Here is a 21,790-nt window from a genome sequence, read left to right as displayed (position 1 = left end):
CCAGATGAAGAAGCCTACACCTAAAATCTATCGTACAACCAATTGGTCCTCGTATAACCAAGCTTTAATCAAGCGAGGAAATATTTCAATCTGGTTTGATCCTAAGACGCAATGGTATGCACAACCACAAGGCAAGCAAGGACGAAATCAAACTTATTCCGATACAGCGATTCAATGCTGTTTAATGATCAAATCTCTATTCCGTCTTTCTTTACGTATGGTTACTGGCTTTGTTCAAAGCCTGATTAAACTCTGTGGCTTGAATTGGACAGCACCAGATTACTCCACCCTTTGTAGACGACAAAAGCATATTGATATTGCGATAAGCTATCAGAAAAGTCATGATGGGTTACACCTACTTGTCGACTCTACGGGTTTAAAGTTTTTAGGTGAAGGCGAATGGAAGCGTAAAAAACATCAGCCTGAATACCGTCGGCAATGGCGTAAACTGCATATTGGTATAGATGCTGAAACACTGCAAATACGTGCCGTTCAGCTTACTACAAATAATGTCAGTGATTCACAAGTACTAGGTGATTTACTGGATCAAATTCCACTAGATGAGCGAATAGATTCTGTCTATACCGATGGCGCGTACGACACGAAGTGCTGCAGAAAAGTGATTTCAGATCGTCAAGCACATGCAGTAATTCCACCCAGAAAGAATGCCAAGCCCTGGAAAGATTCTAAAATAAGTTCAATAGAACGAAATGAGTTACTTCAAACGGTTAAACATTTAGGCAGAACCCTATGGAAAAAATGGTCGGGTTATCACCGTCGTAGTTTGGTGGAAACCAAGATGCATTGCATCAAATTATTAGGTGATAGGCTGACGGCAAGACATTTTCAAAGTCAGGTCAATGAAATTCATGCGCGTGTGGCAGTTCTGAATAGATTTACGGAATTAGGTAGACCTCGCACCCAAGTTGTGTCTTAAATTTGAATGGATTGGGGAGAACTCAGCTTTTGAATGTTTATGCAACAAAGCCTTTGGAAGCCAAACTAAACATAATATGCCAAGAAGAATTGCAGGCAATGCTTCAAAAATTAAAAGCACTTGCCATCCACTTAAGCCAACTAAACCATGCAAGCCTAATAATAAGGCAGATAAAGGTGAACCAATAAAATTAGATAAAGGAATGGCAACCATAAATACGGCAACAATTCGAGCCATATATCGTTTAGGAAACCATAGTGTTAAATAGAGTAATACACCAGGGAAAAATCCGGCTTCGGCAGCACCAAGTAAAAACCGTGAAATTGCATATGAAATAGGGCCGGTAATGAAGGCGGTACAGCAACCGACAATACCCCAAGTAATCATGATTCTGGCAATCCAGATACGTGCACCTAGCTTTTCCATTGCCATGTTACTTGGAATTTCAAATATGACATATGCAATAAAAAATAATGTCGCACCAAAACCAAAGGCAGTCGCGGTTAAACCAATTTCTTGATTCATGGTTAAAGCGGCAAAACCAATATTTACTCGGTCAATATATGAGATGAAATAACAAAGAATGAGGAAAGGAAGAATACGAAAAGAAAGTTTACGGATCGTTGACTTTTCTACTTCCGATATAGATATATCATTTTTCATACATACTCCTTATGTACGTGAGAAACCAAATAGCTCGGTAGGGTTCTGATTTAAAATTAAACATTGCTCATGTTTATCAAACACAATCTGTTTAAAAGCTCTAAATGCATTTTCATAAGTAATTAAAGATTCATGTTGGGTATGCGGCCAATCGCTTCCCCAAATGAGTTTGTGTAAAAAGCCTTTTTCTTTAAAAATGTTATAGGCCTGTCGTGCCGTATTTATGTTGTTTGGAGCGGCACCCAAACGGTAGAAACCGGACACTTTAATCCAGTGCTGTTTTACGTTAAGTAAGCTTAAAAATTTCTGATAATCTGGATCTTCAATCCCTTTAACAGGGTCAACTCGGCCAAAATGATCAATTACAACATCAAAGCTGTATTCATCTAATTGTGGCAAAAGCTGAACTAAATATTTCGGTGGTGCATGTACTTCAACTTGCCAGTTGAGGCTTTCCACATTTCGTAAAAACTTTTGCCATTCAGGCGTATTTAACGTAGGAGGGTTAAGACCGAATAGGTTTAAACGAACACCAACGATGCCTTGTTCTTTGAGTTGCACTAACTCATCAAAAGCAGTGGTATGTTGAACAACAGCAATCCCTTTTAAGCGCTCAGGGTACTGCTGAATTGCGTTTAACATTGTTTGGTTATTGGTACCCAAAAAGCTGGGTTGAACCAAAACACCATGCGTGAAATTGTGTTCATCAAGATGAGAGATAAAACTTTGTACAGTTGCCTCATAATCAGGAGCATAACGTGCTGTTTCGATACTGTGGTCCTGAGTCGAAAAAACATGTGCATGTGTATCTATACAGTTCATTTTCATCTCACATTACAAATTTTAAAGCGAAAATAGCGATTAAAGCGGCAATGACTCCTACAGGAATTGCTTTAAATAACAGTTGATTAAAGAATTTGGTTTTGTCGATGTCTGCTGGTGCTGAAGCCATAATGAGGCTACCGCCAGACGAGAAAGGAGAAATCGCTGTAGACTGAGCGCCAACCACAATACAAATGAACAGCACTAGTGGGTTTAGGCCAGAGGTAAGTGCAAGCGCCGGAACAATTGGAAATAAGGTAGGAGCAACCACGCCTAGAGTGCTTGAAAATACAGACATAATGGCACTGATCAGACATAACAGTACTGGAATGACCCACACAGGAACAATGTTTGCTAACCATTCAGATAGGGTAGTAATAATGCCAAGTTTCACCCCTAATGCGATGAGCATACCGACACCGCAAATCATGATCAGTGTTCCCCAAGGCACAAGTGCAATGACCTTTTTCTCATCCGCAAGTTTCATAAGTAAACTAATGAGCGAGAAGGTAATCGCAAGGAAGGCAATATCAATTTTGGAGTTTAAAAAGCTAATCGTTTTTACATCGGGAAAAACAAGATGCAAGATTGGAAAAACTAAAACAATCGACATCATTAAAATAATAAGGAAGATGGACTGTTTCTGCTTTTGATCGAATGGCTCAGGCTTTTGATCTTCAATCACAATTGAATTACTTTTTCTATTCCAGAGTGTGTAAATTCCTAACACCGCAATTGGAATAATTAAAGTTAAGACAAAAATTCCACTGCTATATGAAAAAGCGGTTTGTGAGCTAATGCCAGTATTTTCCATTAAGCTTCGGAAAATAATGCCACTTTGCGATGTCATAAAATTTGCGCCAGCTAGAGCGCCGTAATTTGCAGCCATCCCGCCAATAATCATATTCATATTGGTTTTTTTACACAGCAGCAGTGTAATCGGTGCCATAAAGGCAAGTACCGTATAAAAACCAGCACCTAGTCCAGCAATAATGGTTGCTGCGAAAAAAATCGCTAAAGGTAAAAACTGGGGAAACTTACGGCATTTATATAAAAGATGGCTGGCAAGCTTCTCTAGTGCGCCATTTGCCAAAGCAAAGTTATAAAACAGAGTGACAGATAAAATAATAAAGAAAATTTTGACAGGCCATAATTCAATAACTTCGGAAGGTTTAAGACCCATGCCAAAGCAACCAATCAGGTAGGCAAACGCTATCGTAAAAAATCCGATATTAATTTTCGTTTTATAACCTAAACCTATCGATACGGCTAAAGCCATCAGCATCAATGCAGTCATATTATCTTCCTTGATAAATATATAAACATCTAAACATATATATGTTTGGTTTTTTGTATTACACAGAACTATGCTAATATTGTCAAATCGATTTCATAATGTTTAACGCAAATGCTTGATGAGACTGCATTTAAAAATTTTAAATTGCCAAGATATGAAAAGGTCCGTTGGGAACTTCAAAAACTACTGATCCAGTCAAAATGGACAGTCGAAGAGCCTATTCCAAGTGAACAAGAACTTGCGCAAATGTATAGCGTATCGGTAGGAACCGTGAGAAAGGCGGTTGAAGGACTGGTTGAAGATGGCTTATTGGTTAAACAGCAAGGAAAAGGAACTTTCCTCAAACAACCTAACTTTGAAAATTCACTCATCCGTTTTTTTAGACTACGTAATAAAAAAGGCGATTTTATTCAGCCACAAGGACAAATTAAAAAAGTAGAAGTCTGTGATGCCATACCCGAAGTCAATGCAGAGTTAGGGATTGGTCCTAACGAAAAGTTCCTTTATATCGAGCGTGTCCGTAAACATGAAGAAGTCGTTGTGTTAAGCGAAAGAATCTGGCTGCCTGAACGCTTATTTAAAAATCTGGAAGAAATTCCAATCGCTGAGTTTGGGAATCTACTTTATCCTTTTTATTATCAGCACTGCGGTCAATTTATTTCTTCTGCAACAGAACGGTTAACTTTTGAGAAAAATATCAAAGATAGCTATTTAAATAATCACCTTGAAGACCCTTTAGTGAAGGTATGCCGCATCGCAAAAAATCTTGAAGGCGTAGCGGTCGAATACCGTGAGTCTTATGGTTTGGCCGATAATTTTCATTATGAGATAGCGATTAATTAGTATCTAACGGTGATACCTGATTTCAGAGTTTATTTGATTGCTGCAATCAGGTGTTTTTGTCTTTATAAATGATGATTAAAAGAAAAATTTAATTCTGCCAATACGGTGTGTCTCCATAGATTTCTGCGAAATAATCTATCACTGCTCTAATGTTTAGCGGTGGATGGCGAACATTGGGATAAATGGCTGCGATATGCTGGGGTTGTGATTTAATCGCGACTTCATAGTCAGGTAAAAGCTTTATTAAATCACCTTGTTTTAAAGCTTCGCCAATCAGCCAGTCAGGAAATAAAACAATCCCCATGCCATGAAGCGCGGCTGTCATTAAACTCTCGGCATTGTTTGAAGACAGCAATGGAGTAATTGGATAATGTACCCATTCTTCATTGGGCTTTCTTACTAACCAGCGGTTAGGACCTTCAAAACCTTTATAGACTAGGCATTTGTGCTGATTAAGTTCTGTCGGATGAACAGGCGTACCGTATTTGGCAATATATTGAGGAGACGCTGCCAAATGATATTTTTGTGTACCAAAAATACGTGCATGAAATGATGAATCAGTTAGCGTTCCAATGCGAAATATTAAATCGGTGCTTTCGCGTAATGGATCTATAAATTCATCGGTTTGAATTAGCTCTATTAAAAGCCTTGGATAACGCTCTGATAAACCCGCCAACCAAGGCGCAATATGTCGTTGCCCAAAAAACACAGGAGCATTAATGCGGACGAGTCCCGATGGCTCAATGGTTTTATCTTGTAAAGCCTTTTGAGCTTCATCGAATTGTTCGGTAATTTTTTTGGCATATTCAAAAAATAATTTGCCCGATTCGGTTGGCGTGATTGCTCGCGTATTTCGGTAGAAAAGTTGTTGCCCCAACGCATCTTCAAGTTGTTGAATGGTTCGAGAAATCATGGAGGCAGACACATCTTCTTTACGTGCTACATTCGAGAAGTTTTGAGCATTGTAAACACTAATAAAGAAGCGAAGCGTGCGGATATCAATCGAATTTGTTAAATCCATTTGTGCAATTTCTGCAAAAGTGATTCATGAATTATGCTGTTTTTCAGATGAATTGGCTACCTTAGTATTCATTGCCTAGATACAGATGAGGCAATGTAGATGCAAATTCTATTACTACTCCTAACCATTTTAGGGGGGATGGGGCTATCGGTCGAAGCAGGGCTTCTAGGGCCGTTAGGAAAGGAAGTGGGTGAGTTGTGGGCCACGTTTAGTATTTTTGGTGTGGGTGCAGCACTTACCTTTTTACTCATGTTGTTTTTTAGCCCACGCAATAGCCCTTCATTTTTTACACTTCCATCTTGGCAATTACTCGGTGGTGTTCTTGGTCCTGCTTACGTCATTATTTTGACCATTACGACTCCAATTATTGGTATTGCAATGACCATGATTGGCATTTTAGCGGGTCAGGTATTTAAAAGTCTGATTATCGACCACTACGGTTTACTGGGAACTCCACATCGAAAAGTAGACCGTAAACGAGTGATGGCACTCATCTTTATTGTTGTCGCACTTGTACTTGTGGCAAAAGCGTAGGAGATAGCCATGACAATTTTAATGATTCTTCTCGCCGTCATTGGAGGTGCTTTGCTAAGTGTACAGGCCGCAATTAATGGTCAACTTGGAGCGAAAGTTGGTGTATTTCGTAGTGCTTTTTTGACTTTCTCGGTCGGTGCTCTAATTACGGCTCTCCTTATTTTTTACTTTGAACCCAAACAAACCTTAACGTTACTAGATGTTCCTAAATGGCAGTTATTAGGTGCTATGTGTGGCGTACCTTATATTGTCATTATGGTACTGGCTGTACAAAGAATCGGAGCTGCGGTTGCTACTGTTGCTGTGATTTTTGGACAACTTTTGATGAGTATCTTGATTGATAACTTTGGCTGGTTCGGTAATGAAATGCTTCCTTTTTCACTGTATCGATTAGGAGCGCTAATTTGCTTAGGGATCGCTTTGTACTTTATCTATTCAAGTAGCAAAGATAAAAAGGTAGAAGGGTAATGCTGTAAAAAATTTTATAAAGACTTTGTGTGGAGCAATTTATCCCTCTACGCAAAGTCTTTTTATTTTTATTAGATTTTAATAATGTCTGTTAAATTTGCTATTCAGAAAAAAGTTCAAAACATACTCTTCTTAACCATTGGTTGCTTGGTGTTTGATGAACTCTTGCATGCCAATGCTGCTTTACGCTGTAAGTCGGAAAATGATAAGGCGGTTCTAAAACTTTTAAGCCACCTCTGACTAAAAGCACCTGACTTAAATAATGAGGAATGGTCGCAATCGCGTCTGTATCTTGAACAACCAAACCAACCCCTAAATAGCTTGGCAAACGAACCAGAATATTACGGTTTACTCCTAGTTTTTGTAACTCATGCTCCAGCACGTAATGTCCACCCGTTGCAAAAATATCGACATGTAGCTCTTGGCGAAATTCTTGGTCTGAAAGCGTTGTGCCTGTAAGCCTCGGGTGTTCTTTACTGGCAATACAAATATAACGTTGCTGGAAAAGTGTTTGCTGATAAAAACCTGCTTCAAGCTGAGGCAAAAAACCAATGGCTAAATCAATGTCTCCATTTGACATCATCACTGGTGTATTGGCATCAATAGGGACAATTTCTAAGCGAATATTGGGGGCATGGGCACGTAAATAATTGATCAGTTTAGGTAATAAAACCAGATGGCTAATATCAGTCATGCTGATTTTAAATTGATAATTTGAAGTCTGTGGATCAAATTCAATATTGTAGTTTTGAACCAGTTTTAGTCGGTTCAGAATTTCTACAACCAGCGGATATATTTGTTTAGATAACTCAGTAGGTTGCATCTTATTTTCAATACGGACAAAAAGTGGGTCCTGAAAATGCTCACGTAATTTATTTAACGCAATACTTAAAGTCGGTTGTCCGATTTCAAGCTGTTCAGCAGCTTTAGACACACTGCTATGTTTATAAATTTCAAAGAAAATTTGTAACAGCCGAGTATCAAGATCAAACACTTTAATTTCCTTGTATTGATTTTATCAATACAGACTATTGTTTTTTGTGCATAGATTCAACAATTTTCGATTGTTACATTGATGATCAAGGAAGAATAGGTCGTAAAAGTACAAAGCATTCTTGTACAAATTGGCCTTAAATAGAGGATCTGAAATGGAACAGTTAGCAACACTAGATGACTTGCCGAAACGTTATCTTGGTCAACTTGAAGAATCAAATTTAGTCCCTTTATGGCCAAGTTTACGCAATGTATTGCCTCCGCATAAACCGATGCCGCAGACCGTAGCAACTGCTTGGTATTTTCAGAATATTAAACCTTTATTGCTCGAAGCAGGTGAGTTAACACCAATTGAAAAAGCTGAACGCCGTGTATTGGTTTTAGCCAATCCCGGACATGGTCTGGAAAATATGAAAGCCAGTTCGGTCATGTATCTTGGCATGCAGCTTTTGTTACCAAAAGAGTGGGCACCATCACATCGACATACCCCAAATGCAGTGCGTCTGATTGTTGAAGGTGAAGGCGCGTATACGACAGTTGAAGGTCAAAAATGCATGATGGAGCATGGAGATTTAATCCTTACACCATCAGGGCGTTGGCATGAACATGGACATGATGGCGATGAGCCTGTGATCTGGTTAGATGTACTGGATTTACCTTTGGTTTATTACATGGAAGCTTCTTATGTACAACCGGGTGAAATCCAAAAAGTGACCAGTGCCGGAAATGCTCATCATTATGGAACGGGCATTGTACCAACAGCTCATTTTACCCGTGAAAATGCCTCATATCCGATCATGCGCTACTCTTGGAAAGAAACCAAAAAAGTTTTGCATGCGCTTGCAGATGATAACAACCATCAAGCTCCAATTCAGGTGACTTACATCAATCCTGAAACTGGTGATGACTGCCAAAATATTATTGGTTATTCGGCTTTAATGCTTAGACCAAATGAAACTTTACAGCTTCAACCGCGCTCTACTGCCCAAATTTTTCATGTGATTGACGGTCAGCTCCAAGTCAAAATTGATCAGAAAGATTTCAATTTAAATAAAGCTGATACGGCCTGTGCGCCATGTTTTTCTCATATTGATTTAATCAATACCTCAGATCAACCATGTTATTTGTTTATCGCAGATGAAGCACCCTTACAACGGAAACTGGGTTTGTACTCGGTGCGTGAGCGCCAGTAAATAGAATATTTTATAAGGATATAAATCATGTCAAATACTCAACAACCGATATTAATTGCTGGTGGCGGCATTGGCGGATTTGCAGCTGCACTCGCTTTGGCAAAACAAGGCTTTAAGGTACAGGTTTTTGAACAAGCCCCTGAAATTGGTGAGATTGGTGCTGGAATTCAACTAGGGCCAAACGCATTTCATGCTTTTGATGCGCTAGGAATTGGTGAAATTGCTCGCAGTAAAGCGGTCTATACTGACTATATGGTCATGCATGATGTGATTGATGAATATCAAGTCGGTAAAATTCCAACCGATGAAAAGTTTCGTGAACGTTTCGGTAACCCATATGCGGTGATTCACCGTGCCGATATCCATGGTTCATTGGTTGAAGGTGCTAAACAATACGGCCACTTGGAAATTATCACTAATTGCCAAATTCAAAAAGTTGAACAGGATGATGCTGGCGTAACGATTACCGATCAAAATGGGAAGCAATATCATGGTCAGGCACTTATCGGTGCTGATGGGGTTAAATCTGTTGTGCGTGATACCTACGTGGGTGATCCTGCATTGGTTACAGGTCATGTGGTTTACCGTGCTGTTGTACCTGAAAGCGAGTTTCCCGAAGACTTGAAATGGAATGCAGCCAGTATTTGGGTCGGGCCAAATTGCCACCTTGTGCATTATCCACTACGCGGCGGAAAGGAATATAACGTTGTTGTGACGTTCCATAGCCGTGAGAAAGAACAGTGGGGCGTAACCGACGGCTCTAAAGAAGAAGTGCTGTCTTATTTTCAAGGAATTTGCCCGAAAGCTCGTCAATTGATTGAGCTACCTAAAAGCTGGCGCCGCTGGGCAACCGCAGACCGTGAGCCGATTGAAACATGGACTTTTGGCCGTGTGACATTACTTGGCGATGCAGCACACCCAACCACGCAATATATGGCGCAAGGTGCATGTATGGCGATGGAAGATGCCGTAACTTTAGGGGAAGCGTTACGTATTACCAACCATGACATTTTAAAAGCTTTTGATATTTATCAAAAAGCACGTGTGGCCCGTACAGCACGTATTGTTTTGTCTTCACGTGAAATGGGCAAAATTTACCATGCCAAAGGTGTGCAACGCTTGGTTCGCAACGATTTGTGGCGTGGACGTCCTACTGAACGTTTTTATGATGCAATGGAGTGGTTATATGGTTGGAATGTCAATAACTGCCTTGATGCATTGAAAAACTATCAAGGGAATGTGGCATGAAACTTTATAGCTTTTTTCGTAGCGGTACATCGCATCGAACCCGTATTGTGTTGAACTTAAAGGGTTTAGCTTACGAAGCGATTTATATCTCGCTCGCTAAAAACGAACACCATCAAGCTGCTTTTAAAGCTTTGAATCCGCAAGGGTTTGTACCTGTACTTGAAACTGAATCTGGAAACTTGTTGCAAAGTCCAGCCATTATCGAATGGCTAGAAGAACAATATCCCGAACCTACTTTATTGCCTACAGATGCATTGGGTCGTGAGAAAGTCCGTGCCATTGCTGCTTTAGTTGGATGCGATGTTCATCCCTTAAACAACAAGCGTGTTCTTGAATATTTACGCCAGAACTTAGGGCTGGATGATGCACAAATCAATGCATGGTGTGCCAAGTGGATTCAGGATGGATTTGCTGCTTTAGAGCATATTTTGGAACAAGACCAGAATCGCGAAAAGTTCTGCTATGGCAAGCAACCGACCATTGCAGATGCCTATTTAGTTCCACAAGTGGTTTCTGCTGAGCGTTTTAAAGTCGATTTATCGGCTTATCCAAACATTAATGAAATTTACCAACATTGCATGACCTTAGAAGCATTTCAAAAGGCAGCACCTGAACAGCAGGCCGATGCATTTTGAGTCGTGATTAACTTAATAGAAGGAATTTAGATATGTCATTTATTTTTGAACCAATGACCACTGCGGGTCTATTTATTCACAGCTCAGCGCATAAATTTCCAGTACGCCGTGTGTATTGTGTTGGCCGTAACTACGCTGCTCATGCACGTGAAATGGGTTTTGACCCAGACCGTGAACCACCTTTTTTCTTTTGTAAGCCAAATGACCTTGAGTCGATTGTTCCGGTAAATACAGATGCGGTTGATATTCCATATCCAGCTGAAACTTCTAATTTTCATTATGAAATTGAGTTGGTCGTTGCAATTGGTAAAGATGCCAAAAATGTATCGGTTGAGGATGCAGTGAACTATATCTACGGCTATGCCGTCGGTTTAGATATGACCCGCCGTGACTTACAGATGGCAATGCGTGAAAAAGGTCGCCCATGGGAAAACGGTAAGGCTTTTGATTTTTCTGCACCAGTTGGCCCAATTCATCCGATTACTCAAACGGGTGAAATCAATAATGCCGATATTCATTTAACGGTAAATGGTAAAACCGAACAGCACAGCGATATCAGTCACCTGATTTGGTCTGTGGCCGAAACGATTGCCAATTTATCGACGTTATTTGAACTAAAAGCAGGTGATTTGATTTTTACAGGAACTCCAGAAGGTGTGGGTGCGGTAGTAAAAGGTGATGTTATGCGTGCAGACATTACCGGACTGACTGGAATTACGGTGAATGTCAAATAAATCAAATTGAACTGATTTATTGAAAATAGGTGCTCAACCTAAATAAAAAATACAGTTGGGCACCTTTGCTAAGGATTGCATATACGCCAATGTATTGGCGAAAGGAGCTCTCATGTCTCAAAATTCTATAGACGTACAAAGTTTCATTGATGAAATACCGCTATCGTCTTTGCAAAAATTAATCATGTGGTTGTGTTTTTTGATTGTTGCGATTGATGGATTTGATACCGCAGCAGTTGGATTTATTGCACCTGCTTTAAAGGCAGAATGGGGGTTGCAAGCAACCGATTTGGCACCTTTATTTGGTGCTGGCTTGTTTGGACTGATGGCAGGCGCACTCATTTTCGGACCGTTATCCGATAAGTTAGGCCGTAAACCGATTTTGATTGGTTCGGTGATTATGTTTGGAATTGCCAGTGTTTTTGCCTCTTTTTCAGCAGATTTACAAACCCTAATTATTTGGAGATTTCTCACTGGTTTGGGTTTAGGTGGGGCTTTACCCAATGCAATTACTTTAACCTCTGAATATGCACCTACTTCTCGTCGCTCTAATCTTGTAACGATGATGTTCTGTGGCTTTACTGTGGGTTCCGCTCTTGGTGGTATTTTTTCGGCTCAGCTACTTCCTCATATTGGTTGGCACGGTATTTTGCTCATTGGGGGAGTATTGCCTTTAGCGACAGTACCTTTCTTATATTTTTTATTACCTGAATCTATTCGATTTTTAGTACTTAAAAAGAAGAGCACCGAGAAAATCGAAAAGATTATTCACCGTATCGCACCGCATTTAAATAGCATACCGACTTTGGTGCCAACAGTTAATGAAGTCGAAAAATCACGTTTGAAAGATTTGTTTAATAAAGGCTTTGCTCTAGGCACTTTTTTGATTTGGTTTACCTTTTTTATGAGCCTTCTCATTATTTATATGATTTCAAGTTGGATGCCTACTTTACTGACCAATGAGGGCTTTAATTTATCCAACGCGTCATGGCTGACTTCAATTTTCCAAATAGGGGGAACCATTGGTGCCATTGTCTTGGGCTTACTAATGGATAAGATGGATGCAACCAAAATTTTAAGTACGGCTTATGTTTTTGGCGGATTGTTCCTGATTTGTTTGGGGTTTGGAATTGAACAGGCAAATACGGCTTTATTGATGTTTGCCATGTTTGGGGTAGGTGCAGGAATTAGTGGTTCGCAAGTGGGAGCAAACGCTTTTGCATCTGGTTTTTATCCAACACATTGCCGTGCAACAGGGGTAAGTTGGGCCAATGCAGTAGGGCGCTCAGGATCGATTGTGGGATCAATTATGGGCGGCTGGTTAATGTCATTAAATCTCTCCAGTTTTGAAATTTTAAGCATTTTAGCGGTACCAGCATTTTGTGCTGCGGTTTCGTTGTTACTCATTAAACGTTTAAAGAAAAATCGCTCTCAACTTTTAGTCGCTTCAAATTGAGATAACACGATTCCACCGAAAATATATGTCTGTGCCAAAGGATGGCGCAGACAATAGTTAAAGGATGATTTGTTTCATGAAATATTTAAAAACACCATATTTAAAGTTTTCTACCCTTTTATTTATCTGTAGTGGTCATTCAGTGTTGTGGGCAGCAGATACTACTCAACAAAGTGAAGATGAGTGGAAATTCACTTTAAAAAACGCCTATATCAACCGCGATTTTGATAATGATGCACTTAAAGATACTGGCAGTTGGTCTCAGGCAGCATCATTATTTTATAAATCGAAAATGCATGATACTCCATTAGTTATAGCAGACAAACCCATTACGATTGGTGCCGATGCTTCTGTTCAATACGCTGTACGCTTAAGTTCAGACAAACATGTTGCGGACACGGTTTTGCCTTTTAATAAGGAAACACAATCTCAGGCTTCAGACTATTTAAAATACGGCGCGACTTTAAAGCTGGGCTATGACAAAACACTTTTAAGTGTCGGTGAACTCTGGTTAGATTTACCCGTAACGGCTGTGGATGCAAGCCGACAATTGCTTGCCTCTTATTGGGGAACCAACTTAAAGTCACAACTTTCAGATCAGCTTTATGCCGAAATTGGACGAGTGGAAAAAGTGTCTCCACGAAACGAAGAAGACTTTAAAAAGTTTTCTTTCACATCCAATGGAATTACCAAAGAATCTGATGGTTTGAACTACATTGACCTGCGCTATCAATTTACGCCGTCTTTAAAGGGCGAATATTATTTTGGCAATTTAGAAGACCTCTACAACAAGCACTATGTAGGACTTGAGCATAGTTGGAAACAACCTAACTTTGCGCTTACTTCTAAGTTTAAGTACTTCAATGCAAAAAATGACGGCAATACTTTTAATATTGATGCGCAAAACATTGGAGTACTAGAAACAGTTAAAGTAAAAAACCATACCTTTGGCTTGGGTTACCAACAAATTATCGGTGAATCGGCATACCCCTTACCAGACGGCTTTTTGCCAGAGACCTACTTCATTAACTGGAATGCCACGGGATTTTTTAAAAAAGATGAAAAGTCTTACCATGTGATGTACGGCTATGACTTTAAAGATTACGTGCCGGGCTTAAATGCGATGGTGAAATATGTTTACGGAAATGATTTTAGAGCAGCCAATGGCGAGAAAAACCATGAAACTGAGTCGAATGTGATTTTAAACTATGCATTTCAGCAGCCTTTCTTAAAAGGTCTTGCTCTACAATATATTCGGATTGATTACAACGTTAAACATGGCAATGACTTTGGTGAAGATCGCTTTTTTGTAAACTACACCAAAAAGTTTTAAAGACTTTTTAAAACTCATCATTAAAAAAGAGACCATAAAAGGTCTCTTTTTTTCTTTCATATTCCAAGGTTTAGACTAACTATTTAGTCGTATCTACAGAAACCACAACAGATAGACCAGGACGCAACAATTTAATATCCGGTTGGTTCTCAAGGAGCTTGATTCGTAAAGGAAGACGCTGAACAATCTTGGTAAAGTTACCGGTTGCGTTGGTCGCTGAAATTGGCGAGAAGAATGCACCAGTCGATGGTGAGAAACTATCTACCACACCTTTTAACTCAACATTATAAGCATCGACATACACAGTGACAGGCTGTCCAATTTTTATTTGTTTTAGCTCAATTTCACGGAAGTTTGCTTCTACATAAACCTGATCTAAAGGCACAACCACCATGAGTGGATTACCTGCGCCAACAAAGTTGCCCACATTTGCAGACTTTTGCCCAATCATGCCATCAATAGGCGCTCGAACTTCTGTATAGCTCAGATTGAGTTTAGCTTTATCAAGTGCCGCTTGAGCTTGTTTCAAAGCAGCTTGTTTAGCTTGAACCTGAATTTTATATTGGTTGAGCTGATACTGCGCATCAGTGACTTTTTCTTTACTGCTGTCTAAGTCAGCATATTGCTCGGTTAATGTGGTTTTTGACTGTTGCGTAATCAATCTAGACTCTGCACCGAGTGCCTGTAACTGCTCATAACGCGCGGTATTATCTTTGGTAAGTTTAATTCCGGCTTCAACTTTTCTAAGCTGTGCTTCAGTTTCTCGAATAACAGTCGGTTGTCTTTCTACTGCTAGCATTGCTTCATTTAGGTCGGCTTGCGCTTTGGCATAATTAGATTCTGCCTCAGCCAAAGCTGCTTGATAATCGCGTGGATCAATACGAGCCAAAAGCTGGCCTTTTTTTACGGTCTGGTGGTCTTTGATATAAACTTCTTCGATATTGCCCGACACTTTAGGGGCAATGGTTGAGTACTCGACATCCACCCGTGCATCGTCAGTTTTAACAACTGAAGACGGTAAAAATATAAGTTTTAAAATCCATAAAATGGAAACTAGAACGATAATAAATGCGATAACCATAACCCAGTGTTTTTTAAGATATTGCACCTTTGTTAACTTGGGTGACTCGGTCGTGGAGTGATCTTGGGCTTCGAGAGTACTCATAAAGATTTTCCTGAGTTATGACTATTCATTAACTTAATGAGAGCAATGCGTGGTGGATAAGTTCTAACTGGCAAAATCAGCATAACGATAAATAAAATTGCAGTAAGTCCCGCTAAAATCAGATATTGATCGCTAATGACTAACACTGATTGCTGTGCCTGAATCGCAGAATTTAAGGCAGATAAACCACCGGAAACACGTTCGGTACTATCTGCACTTAGCACAGGCGGGGGAAGAGGATTAATAACAGGGCTTTGAATATTTTGAAAAACATGTTGTGCGGTATTTTCAATCAGTCGTGTTGAATGGTATTCACCACGTACTCGATTGACCCAGTCCAACAGGCACACACCGAGTACGCCGCTAATAGCACGCGGGGTATTAATCATAGGCGAAGCATAGATTGCCATAGTTGGGTGGACACTATTTGTCCCCATCATGAGGAGCGAAAGCACTACACAGGTTTGTCCTAAACATGAGATTGCATGCCAAAAATAGAATTGGTCTTGGTTCCAAGTGGTATCAAGTTGACTTGCACCTAAGCAGCCAACCATCACCAAAAGTAAACCAAATCCATGTACATAGCGGCTATCAACCCAAGCTTGGTTTAAAACCTTAATAACAATTGGAATATAGATAAACTGTAATGCGGCAATTTGTAAGCCAATCCACATGGTTTGAGTGGGCTTATAACCATGGACAGCACTTAAGTAATTAAGGGGTAATGTACTGGTCGACATACCAATAATCACAAAGCAAAACAGTGCAATAACAGCATAGCCAAAATTTCGTATTTCGAGCATTTGCGGTTTAATTAATGGTGTTGGATAGCGCCATTCATGTATTAAAAATAAAGGTAGGGTAATGGCACTCATTAAAGCCAAAACACAAATCAATTTTGAATTAAACCAGTCCAAATGATTGCCATGCAAAAGCATGGTACTTAAGCTTGCAAAGCCAATAATGGCTAGAATCGCACCAGTCCAATCATAAGTTTTTATTCTTAAGTAATTTAATGGATCTTGCGGAATACCGAAGTAAACCAACGCAGCACTTAAAGCACAAAAAGGAATGGTTTGGAAAAATATCATCTTCCAACCAATCACATCTAAATAAAAGGCAGCAAGTGCAGCACTTAAGTTGGGGAAAAAAGTTGCTGTTAATGCATAGCAGGCCAAACCCCATAGACGAATTTCAGGTCCTAGGAATCTAAGTGCACAGGCCATAAGTAAAGGAATGGTTAAACCATTGGCGAGTCCTTGCAAGCCCCGTAATAAATAAAATATTTCGATATTTGGGCTAAAAGGAATTAAAACGCTAGAGAATAGGCAAAGTCCTATCGCAAAAAGAAGAACCCGACGCATGGAAAAAATAACGGCCCAACTGGTGGACAGGATCATGCCAATAATCATGGCACTGGCATAAATACTGCTGACCCAATAACCAGCGTCGACACTAATGCCCATTGCACCGCGAATATCGACCAAGGTAATGCTGCTAATTCGGTTATTAAATTCGACAGTCATGGCTGCAAAAATTGCACCTGCCAAACCGATGAGTGGTCGTATATTCATCTTTTACCTTAAATTTTAAAATGAGCTTATTGCACCGAACAGGGCAAATCTTAAGCTCAACTGTACCGATCGGTACTCTACTATCTTATTAAAATTACGTCAATTCTCGATTTTGAACTTTTCGATGAGTTACACTAAGAATGAAATTGCTAAATATATTTGTAGGTTCGTATGTCAGATTGCACTAAAACCAAAGAGAAAGATCAAAAAATTCTAGATGCAGCAACAAAGTTTTTTCTGATCCACGGATTTAGTGGCACAACCACAGATATGATTCAAAAAGAAGCAGGTGTTTCAAAAGCAACCATGTATGGTTGTTTTAAAAATAAAGAAGCGATGTTTGCTGCCGTCATTGAGCGCAAATGTGCCAATATGCAAGAACAAATTATATTGGTTGAAACAAAGGCCAAAAACTTACGTTCAGCTTTAACCGAAATTGGGAAAACTTATTTGTGTTTTATTTTATCGCATTCGGGTTTGGCATTCTTTAGAATCTGTATTGCAGAAGCCGTAAGATTCCCAGAATTATCTGAAAAGTTCTTTGAAGTGGGGCCACAACGTCTGGCAAATATTATTGCGGGTTATCTTGAAAAGTCGGTTAAACAAGGAGAAATTGAGTTAACTTCCTCTTCGGAAGTCGCAGCAAATATATTTTTATCACTCTTAAGAAGTGATGCTCATCTAAAGTGTTTGACTCATCCTGATTATTTAATATCAACCGATGAAATTAGTGCTTGGGTTGATTACGCGGTTGATTTATTTTTAAAAAATATCAATTACAAACCAAGTTAATTTGGCAATTTATATTATATACGTAAGATTTGAATATCGATAAAAAAGAGACCAACATATGGTCTCTTTTATTTTTTAGATCGCTTCTCTAGTCATCTCACCATTGACCAGTCTTAAAATCTGCAACGGGTTGCTGTCTTTTAAAGCTTCTGGCAATAAACTTTGCGGATAGTTTTGGTAACACACAGGTCTTAAGTAACGGTCAATGGCCAAGGTTCCAACTGAGGTGCCTCTTGCATCTGAAGTGGCTGGGTATGGCCCGCCGTGTACCATCGCATCACAGACCTCAACACCCGTTGGGTAGCCATTTATAAGTAATCGACCTGCTTTTTCCTCTAAAACTGGTACTACATCTGCAAACTTGGTTAAGTCAGCTTCATCGGCAATTAAAGTCGCAGTCAGTTGACCATTCATGCTTTGTAGCGCCTGAATGAGTTGGGCTTTATCTTCAACTTCAATAATGACTGTGGTTGGCCCAAAGATTTCTTCCTGTAAAAGCTGGTCCCCCGCCAGTAAAAGCTCAACATCCGCTTTAAACAGTTGAGGCTGTGCCTGATTGCCTTGTTGAGTTTGACCTGCCAAATGCTTAATACCTTGATGCTGGGTTAAGTGCTCAAGACCAGCGGTATAACTTTTTAAGGTGCCGGCATTCAGCATAGTTTGTGCAGGCTTAGCGCCCATAATTTCAGTCAGGTTGCTAATGAGCTGGCTAAATTCAGCTGATTTAATACCTAAAATTAAACCCGGATTGGTACAGAACTGACCACAGCCTAAAACCACTGAATCTGCCAAGTCCTGTGCAATTTTTTCACCACGGTTTTTTAAGGCTTCAGGCAACATCAGCATTGGGTTAATGCTGCTCATTTCAGCAAACACAGGAATCGGTTGTGGACGGGCTGCGGCCATGTCACATAAAGCTCGTCCGCCACGCAGTGAACCTGTAAAACCCACAGCCTGAATTAAAGGATGCTTCACTAAAGGTTCACCTACGCCATTACCATAAATCATGTTAAACACACCTTTTGGCATATTTGATTTTTCGACCGCACGCTCAATTGCCTGAGCTACAAAGTCTGCTGTGGCCATATGTCCACTATGGGCTTTTACTACCACCGAACAGCCAGCCGCTAGTGCCGAAGCAGTGTCACCACCCGCAGTTGAGAATGCTAAAGGAAAGTTACTTGCCCCAAAGACTGCAACAGGGCCTACACCGATTTTAATCTGGCGCAGGTCTGGGCGAGGTAAAGGCTGGCGCTCAGGTAAAGCAGTATCAATACGGGCACCTAAAAAGTCACCACGTCGCAGCACTTTGGCAAACAAACGCATTTGTCCACTGGTACGGGCACGTTCACCTTGTAAGCGTGCAAGTGGCAAAGCGGTTTCCTGTGACACGATTTCAAGAAAATCTGTACCCAATGCATCGAGTTCATCGGCAATATTTTCTAGAAAAACAGCACGCTGTTCAGGAGATGTATGACGGTAAGTCTTAAACGCTTGACTTGCTGCCTCACAGGCCTGATTAACCTCTTGCTCGGTTGCATGGTGAAACTCATAAGGCAAAGCCTCACCTGTCGTAGCATGAATGCTTTTTAATAAGGTTGTACCTTGTGCGCTACGTGTACCGCCAATAAAGTTGTGTCCGATAATGGTCATAACAAATATCCTGAAATTAATGAGAGTGTCTTGGAAGGTTGTCTTGGTTTACGACTCGCATATATAAAGTTGCAGGTTCCAAACAACCACCAGTCGATAATTGACCTACCATGTTGCGATACATTTCTTGCCAAGGTGTTTGAGAGGCAGAGACCGTTGGCTTCCATTCACGGCGGCGTTGTTCTAACTCTTCGTCAGAAATGAGCACGTTGACAGAACGTTTATTTAAATCAATACGTAAACGGTCATTGGTTTTAAGTAAGGCAATTCCACCGCCTACAGCCGCTTCGGGTGACATATTAAGAATAGATGGGCTGGCAGAAGTTCCGCTTTGGCGGCCATCTCCTAAGCAAGGCAGTGAATCAATCCCTTTTTTTATCAACTCCGCTGGAGGAGCCATATTGACGACTTCAGCACTACCCGGATAACCTACTGTACCTGCGCCACGAATAACCAAAATACAATGTTCATCAATGTTTAAGGCAGGGTCATTGATACGTGCGTGATAGTCTTCGGGACCTTCAAAAACGATTGCACGTGCCTCGAAGCTATTTTCATTGTTTGGATCTGATAAATAGGTTTTTTTAAATGCTTCGCCCACCACAGACATTTTCATAATGGCACTGTCAAAGAAGTTGCCACTGAGCACAATGAAACCGGCACCATGTTTAAGAGGTTGTTCATAAGGGAAAATGACATCTGCATTTGAGGTTTTTGCATTTTTAGCAATTTCTCCAATTGTTTTACCGCTGACTGATGCACAGTCTTCATGTAAAACGCCCGCTTTTTGTAATTCATGTAAAACCGCAGGAACCCCGCCGGCACGGTGAAAACCTTCACCCAAATATTTACCCGCCGGCATGCAGTTCACAATGAGCGGAATGTTTTCTCCAACGCGTTGCCAGTCTTCTAAACTCAGCTCAATGCCCATATGACGAGCAATTGCAATTAAATGAGGAGGGCAGTTACTTGATGCACCTAATGCTGAGGCTACCGCTATGGCATTTTCAAATGATTGTTTGTTCATGATTTTAGATGGGCGTAAATCTTCTAGAACCATTTCACATATTCTTTTACCGGTCATATAGGCCATTTGCCCACGTTCGCGATAAGGTGCCGGAATGCTTGCACATGTCGGTAAAGACATACCCAATGCTTCTGCTAATGCATTCATAGAAAGTGCAGTGCCCATGGTGTTGCAATGCCCGACCGAAGGTGAAGCAGAAGTGGTCATTTCCATGAACCCTTCATAGTCAATTTCACCAGTCGCAAGTAAATTACGCGCATGCCAAAGCACAGTGCCGGAGCCAATTAATTCACCTTTAAAATGACCATCTAGCATTGGCCCACCAGACAACACAATTGCAGGTATATCTGTTGTGGCTGCTGCCATTAAACATGCAGGAGTAGTTTTGTCGCAGCCAGTGGTCAGCACCACACCATCAAGCGGATAACCATGCAAGATTTCAACCAAACCTAAATAGGCCAAGTTTCGGTCAAGTGCAGCAGTTGGACGACGGGTTTGTTCTGCAATCGGGTGGACGGGGAATTCCATTGGAATACCGCCTGCGTCTCGAATACCCGCTTTAACGCGTTCAGCAAGTTCTTTGTGATGACGGTTACATGGGGTCAAATCACTCCCCGTTTGTGCAATTCCAATGATCGGGCGACCTGATTGTAACTCGGCACGGGTCAAACCATAATTCATGTAACGCTCAACATATAAAGCGGTCATGTCGGCATGTTCAGGATCATCAAACCATTCTTGGCTACGTAAAAAAATCCGTTTATTTTGATCATTCATTTTTTGATCCTTTCACTCATACTTTTTGAAATTTAGTTTATTTACGAGATGAATCTTGCAATTCAATCGATCGATAATACGTGAAAATTATAGTAATTCACGCTGCTTCAAATTACGCATCAAAGCATTTATTCCAAAATTCCACGGCGTTGCTTTGTCACTGGTCATAACCGTGTTGTACAAAGTACCAAGTTTAGGTGAATGAATACGGACGACATCTCCGACTTTATGGGTAAAGCCAGCCCCAGCTTGTTCTCGATCTTGAGTAGGTGCAAATAAAGTACCCAAGAACAAAACAAAACCGTCTGGATATTGATGGTTTTCATTAAGAGTTTGTTGAATTAAATCTTCAGGATCTCGGCTAATTTGCGACATAGAACTCACACCATTTAACACAAAGTTATCGGTGCCTTGAATTTGCAGTTCAACATCGCAAGTACGAATATCATTTAAAGTAAAAGTATGGTCAAAAAGTCGAATAAATGGGCCAATCGCACAAGATGCATTGTTATCTTTCGCTTTACTCAACAGTAAGGCACTACGGCCTTCAAAGTCCCGTAAATTCACATCGTTACCTAAAGTCGCGCCTAAAATTTTACCTTGGCTATTGGCAACTAATACGACT

21 protein-coding genes are annotated in these 21,790 nt (G+C 40.4%); 11 read left to right on the top strand and 10 right to left on the bottom strand.

Translation table 11 applies throughout. From position 1 onward, the window contains the following. Positions 1-4 precede the first annotated feature (4 nt). Positions 5-937: an IS5-like element ISAha3 family transposase gene (locus J671_RS22285; RefSeq protein WP_004812228.1), complete on the top strand. Its 933-nt coding sequence runs from the start codon at positions 5-7 to the stop codon at positions 935-937. Here the strand turns inward: J671_RS22285 and J671_RS22280 are convergent. Genes J671_RS22280 through J671_RS22270 form a run of 3 tightly spaced genes read right to left on the bottom strand, consistent with a single transcriptional unit; the run spans position 905 to position 3,719 of the window. Beyond that, entirely contained in the window at positions 905-1,600 is a 696-nt protein-coding gene (locus tag J671_RS22280; protein ID WP_265597019.1) for an MFS transporter, read from the bottom strand. The genes J671_RS22285 and J671_RS22280 overlap by 33 nt on opposite strands. 9 nt (positions 1,601-1,609) lie before the next feature. Then, positions 1,610-2,422 (bottom strand): amidohydrolase family protein, encoded by an 813-nt coding sequence (locus J671_RS22275; protein ID WP_031983500.1) that lies wholly within the window; start codon positions 2,420-2,422, stop codon positions 1,610-1,612. A gap of 7 nt (positions 2,423-2,429) precedes the next feature. Next, entirely contained in the window at positions 2,430-3,719 is a 1,290-nt protein-coding gene (locus J671_RS22270) for an SLC13 family permease (protein WP_031983499.1), read from the bottom strand. A 111-nt stretch (positions 3,720-3,830) separates the two neighbouring features. Between J671_RS22270 and J671_RS22265 the strand changes: the two genes are divergently transcribed. Further along, positions 3,831-4,562, top strand: coding sequence for a GntR family transcriptional regulator (locus tag J671_RS22265; protein WP_031983498.1), 732 nt, complete (start codon positions 3,831-3,833; stop codon positions 4,560-4,562). An 88-nt stretch (positions 4,563-4,650) separates the two neighbouring features. Here J671_RS22265 and J671_RS22260 read toward each other — a convergent pair whose 3' ends face one another. Continuing rightward, entirely contained in the window at positions 4,651-5,583 is a 933-nt protein-coding gene (locus tag J671_RS22260) for a LysR family transcriptional regulator (RefSeq protein WP_031983497.1), read from the bottom strand. Positions 5,584-5,682: 99 nt separating this feature from the next. Here J671_RS22260 and J671_RS22255 point away from each other — a divergent pair, with 99 nt between their 5' ends. Beyond that, positions 5,683-6,117, top strand: a complete 435-nt coding sequence (locus J671_RS22255; RefSeq protein ID WP_031983495.1) for a DMT family transporter — start codon at positions 5,683-5,685, stop codon at positions 6,115-6,117. Positions 6,118-6,126: 9 nt separating this feature from the next. Beyond that, entirely contained in the window at positions 6,127-6,585 is a 459-nt protein-coding gene (locus tag J671_RS22250; RefSeq protein ID WP_031983494.1) for a DMT family transporter, read from the top strand. Positions 6,586-6,685: 100 nt separating this feature from the next. Here the strand turns inward: J671_RS22250 and J671_RS22245 are convergent, their stop codons facing one another. Next, positions 6,686-7,579, bottom strand: a complete 894-nt coding sequence (locus tag J671_RS22245; protein WP_013197793.1) for a LysR family transcriptional regulator — start codon at positions 7,577-7,579, stop codon at positions 6,686-6,688. 154 nt (positions 7,580-7,733) lie between these two features. On the opposite strand from J671_RS22245, the gene J671_RS22240 reads away from it, so the two are divergent. The 6 genes from J671_RS22240 (at position 7,734) to J671_RS22215 (ending at position 14,177) form a co-directional block, all read left to right on the top strand. Beyond that, positions 7,734-8,771 carry a cupin domain-containing protein gene (locus J671_RS22240; RefSeq protein WP_031983491.1) on the top strand — a complete coding sequence of 346 codons (1,038 nt, stop codon included), beginning with the start codon at positions 7,734-7,736 and terminating at the stop codon, positions 8,769-8,771. A 27-nt stretch (positions 8,772-8,798) separates the two neighbouring features. Continuing rightward, positions 8,799-10,019, top strand: coding sequence for a 3-hydroxybenzoate 6-monooxygenase (locus J671_RS22235; protein WP_031983490.1), 1,221 nt, complete (start codon positions 8,799-8,801; stop codon positions 10,017-10,019). Beyond that, positions 10,016-10,654 carry a maleylacetoacetate isomerase gene (gene maiA / locus J671_RS22230; protein WP_031983489.1) on the top strand — a complete coding sequence of 213 codons (639 nt, stop codon included), beginning with the start codon at positions 10,016-10,018 and terminating at the stop codon, positions 10,652-10,654. Before J671_RS22235 ends, maiA begins: the two co-directional genes overlap by 4 nt. A 32-nt stretch (positions 10,655-10,686) precedes the next feature. Beyond that, complete coding sequence (locus J671_RS22225; RefSeq protein WP_031983488.1) at positions 10,687-11,388, top strand: fumarylacetoacetate hydrolase family protein; 702 nt, start codon at positions 10,687-10,689, stop codon at positions 11,386-11,388. Positions 11,389-11,500: 112 nt separating this feature from the next. After that, positions 11,501-12,844, top strand: coding sequence for an MFS transporter (locus J671_RS22220; RefSeq protein WP_031983486.1), 1,344 nt, complete (start codon positions 11,501-11,503; stop codon positions 12,842-12,844). A gap of 76 nt (positions 12,845-12,920) precedes the next feature. Next, positions 12,921-14,177 (top strand): OprD family outer membrane porin, encoded by a 1,257-nt coding sequence (locus J671_RS22215; RefSeq protein ID WP_031983485.1) that lies wholly within the window; start codon positions 12,921-12,923, stop codon positions 14,175-14,177. A gap of 79 nt (positions 14,178-14,256) precedes the next feature. Here J671_RS22215 and J671_RS22210 read toward each other — a convergent pair whose 3' ends face one another. Together J671_RS22210 and J671_RS22205 are read right to left on the bottom strand one after the other, a co-directional pair. Then, positions 14,257-15,342, bottom strand: a complete 1,086-nt coding sequence (locus J671_RS22210) for an HlyD family secretion protein (RefSeq protein ID WP_031983484.1) — start codon at positions 15,340-15,342, stop codon at positions 14,257-14,259. Next, entirely contained in the window at positions 15,339-16,916 is a 1,578-nt protein-coding gene (locus J671_RS22205) for an MFS transporter (RefSeq protein ID WP_031983483.1), read from the bottom strand. Before J671_RS22205 ends, J671_RS22210 begins: the two co-directional genes overlap by 4 nt. Before the next feature lie 171 nt (positions 16,917-17,087). Between J671_RS22205 and J671_RS22200 the strand changes: the two genes are divergently transcribed. Then, positions 17,088-17,708 (top strand): TetR/AcrR family transcriptional regulator, encoded by a 621-nt coding sequence (locus J671_RS22200; RefSeq protein WP_031983481.1) that lies wholly within the window; start codon positions 17,088-17,090, stop codon positions 17,706-17,708. Between the two features lie 75 nt (positions 17,709-17,783). Here J671_RS22200 and J671_RS22195 read toward each other — a convergent pair whose 3' ends face one another. From J671_RS22195 to J671_RS22185, 3 genes are all read right to left on the bottom strand, one after another. Further along, the gene (locus J671_RS22195) at positions 17,784-19,361 is read right to left on the bottom strand and encodes an aldehyde dehydrogenase (NADP(+)) (RefSeq protein ID WP_031983480.1); all 1,578 of its coding nucleotides are present in this window, start codon (positions 19,359-19,361) and stop codon (positions 17,784-17,786) included. A 16-nt stretch (positions 19,362-19,377) separates the two neighbouring features. Next, the gene (locus J671_RS22190; protein WP_031983479.1) at positions 19,378-21,165 is read right to left on the bottom strand and encodes an IlvD/Edd family dehydratase; all 1,788 of its coding nucleotides are present in this window, start codon (positions 21,163-21,165) and stop codon (positions 19,378-19,380) included. Between the two features lie 87 nt (positions 21,166-21,252). Then, the coding region (locus J671_RS22185; protein WP_031983477.1) for a fumarylacetoacetate hydrolase family protein at positions 21,253-21,790 on the bottom strand (538 nt) is incomplete at its 5' end.

The sequence above is a fragment of the Acinetobacter sp. 1130196 genome (assembly GCF_000588095.1).
Taxonomy (GTDB): Bacteria; Pseudomonadota; Gammaproteobacteria; order Pseudomonadales; family Moraxellaceae; genus Acinetobacter; species Acinetobacter nosocomialis.
The sequence above is the reverse complement of the archived record's forward strand: the minus strand, read 5'-3'. Positions and strand labels throughout refer to the sequence as shown.